At 66.4% G+C, this 2,022-nt stretch carries 3 protein-coding genes; all 3 read left to right on the top strand.

All coding sequences use genetic code 11. The features are described 5' to 3' along the window. Positions 1-973: penicillin-binding protein activator (locus RI841_RS07695; protein WP_310705013.1), on the top strand; the 973-nt coding region annotated here is incomplete at its 5' end. Further along, positions 957-1,325, top strand: a complete 369-nt coding sequence (locus RI841_RS07690; RefSeq protein WP_310705012.1) for a YraN family protein — start codon at positions 957-959, stop codon at positions 1,323-1,325. The genes RI841_RS07695 and RI841_RS07690, both read left to right, overlap by 17 nt. Positions 1,326-1,364: 39 nt before the next feature. Continuing rightward, positions 1,365-1,958 carry a phosphoheptose isomerase gene (locus RI841_RS07685; RefSeq protein WP_106229168.1) on the top strand — a complete coding sequence of 198 codons (594 nt, stop codon included), beginning with the start codon at positions 1,365-1,367 and terminating at the stop codon, positions 1,956-1,958. The last annotated feature ends 64 nt before the right edge of the window (positions 1,959-2,022 follow it).

Here is a 2,022-nt window from a genome sequence, read left to right as displayed (position 1 = left end):
GGAGGCAATCCGCGAGGGAATCCGCACCCACCACCTCGAGGGCGTCAACAACGGTGCCCGCCTGACCTTTCTCGACAGCAGTCACGGTAACCTGGAGGCGCTCTACCGAGAGGCCACCCAGCGCGGCGCCCAGGTGGTGATCGGCCCGCTGGACAAGGATGCGGTCAGCAGGCTCGAGCAGCGTGAACGGGTGCCGCTGCCGACCCTGGCACTCAACTATGGCCGCGGTGAGCGCAACCGGGCCCTGGGGCTCTTCCAATACGGCCTGTCCGCCGAAGATGAGGCCCGCCAGGCCGCCCAACGTGCCTGGGTCGATGGCCACCGCTTGGCTTCGCTGCTGGTCCCGGACAACGACTGGGGACGCCGCGTCGGCGAGGCCTTCTGGAACGGCTGGCGCGACCGGGGGGGCGAGGTTGCCAATGCGGTCCGCTACAACCCCGAGACCTCGGCCACCGAGAGTGCACGGCGAGCCGTGACCAACCCCCAGCCGGACATGCTGTTCCTGCTGGCCCTGCCGGACTACGCCCGCCAGGTTCCGCCCACCCTGGACTACTATGACAGCGGCGACCTGCCGATCTACGCCACCTCCCATCTCTTCGAGGGCCGCCTGCAGCCCCGCCTGGATCACGACCTGGATGACGTGCTGTTCGCCGATATCCCCTGGCAGATTCCCGATGCGGCCGTGGGCGGCGTCGAGGCCCTGCCCTACCTCGACAGCTATCGCCGGCTACGCGAGGAGTCCGACCCTGCCATGTTCCGGCTGATGGCCATGGGCGTGGATGCCTACGAGCTGGCCCGGCGCTTGCCGCAGCTGCAGGCCATCAGCGGCAGCGAGCTGTTCGGCGCCACCGGTACCCTGAGTCCCGACGACGATGGCCGGATCCAGCGCCGCCTGCCCTGGGCACGCTTCGTCAATGGCGTGCCCCAGCCCGTGCTGATACCTGGCGTGTTCAGTGATGACCGGGCCCCGTGACGCCCGCGCCCGCGGTGGCGCCATCGAGCAGCACGCGGCACGTTGGCTGACGGCACACGGGCTTGCCCTGGAGGCCAGCAACCAGCATGCCAAGGGCGGCGAGATCGACCTCGTGATGCGCGATGGTGAAGTGCTGGTGTTCGTCGAGGTCCGCCACCGTGCCGATAGCCGCCATGGGCATCCGCTGGAAACCATCACCGCCACCAAGCAGCGCCGCCTGATCCGGGCGGCGCGTTTTTATCTCCAGCGCAACGGGCTATCATGTCCCTGCCGCTTCGATGTGCTGGCCGTCACCGGCACCCTGCCCGACCTCGAGGTCGAGTGGGTGACGAATGCCTTCGAAGCGTTTTGACCGGTCAAGCCCAACTGCGAAAAGGACCAGGAACCTCGCATGGATTTCCAGCAGCGCATTCTCGGCCATTTCAATGCCAGCATCGATACCAAGACCTACGCCAGCGAGGTGCTACCGCCCTTCATCGAGGTCGCCAGCCAGATGATGGTCCAGTGCCTGGTCAATGAGGGCAAGATCCTGGCTTGCGGCAACGGCGGCAGCGCCGGGGACAGCCAGCACTTCTCCTCGGAACTGCTCAACCGCTTCGAGCGGGAACGCCCCAGCCTGCCGGCCCTGGCCCTGACTACCGACACCTCGACCCTGACCTCGATCGCCAACGACTACAGCTACAACGAGGTCTTCTCCAAGCAGATTCGCGCCCTGGGTCAGCCTGGCGACATCCTGCTGGCGATCTCCACCAGTGGCAATTCCGCCAACGTCATCCAGGCCATCCAGGCCGCCCACGACCGTGACATGACGGTAGTGGCCCTGACCGGACGGGACGGCGGCGATATGGCCTCCCTGCTGGGTCAGGACGACTGCGAGATCCGCGTGCCGGCGACATCCACGGCACGCATTCAGGAAGTCCACCTGCTAGCGATCCACTGCCTGTGTGACCTGATCGACGAACAACTCTTCGGTACAAGCGAGTGATCCCCATGACCAGGAAGTCCCTTCTTTACCCCCTGCTGCTCACCCTCGGGCTTGGTATCGCCGG

Source organism: Halomonas sp. (assembly GCF_031581305.1).
Classification (GTDB): Bacteria; Pseudomonadota; Gammaproteobacteria; order Pseudomonadales; family Halomonadaceae; genus Halomonas.
This window is presented reverse-complemented; position numbering and strand designations above follow the sequence as displayed.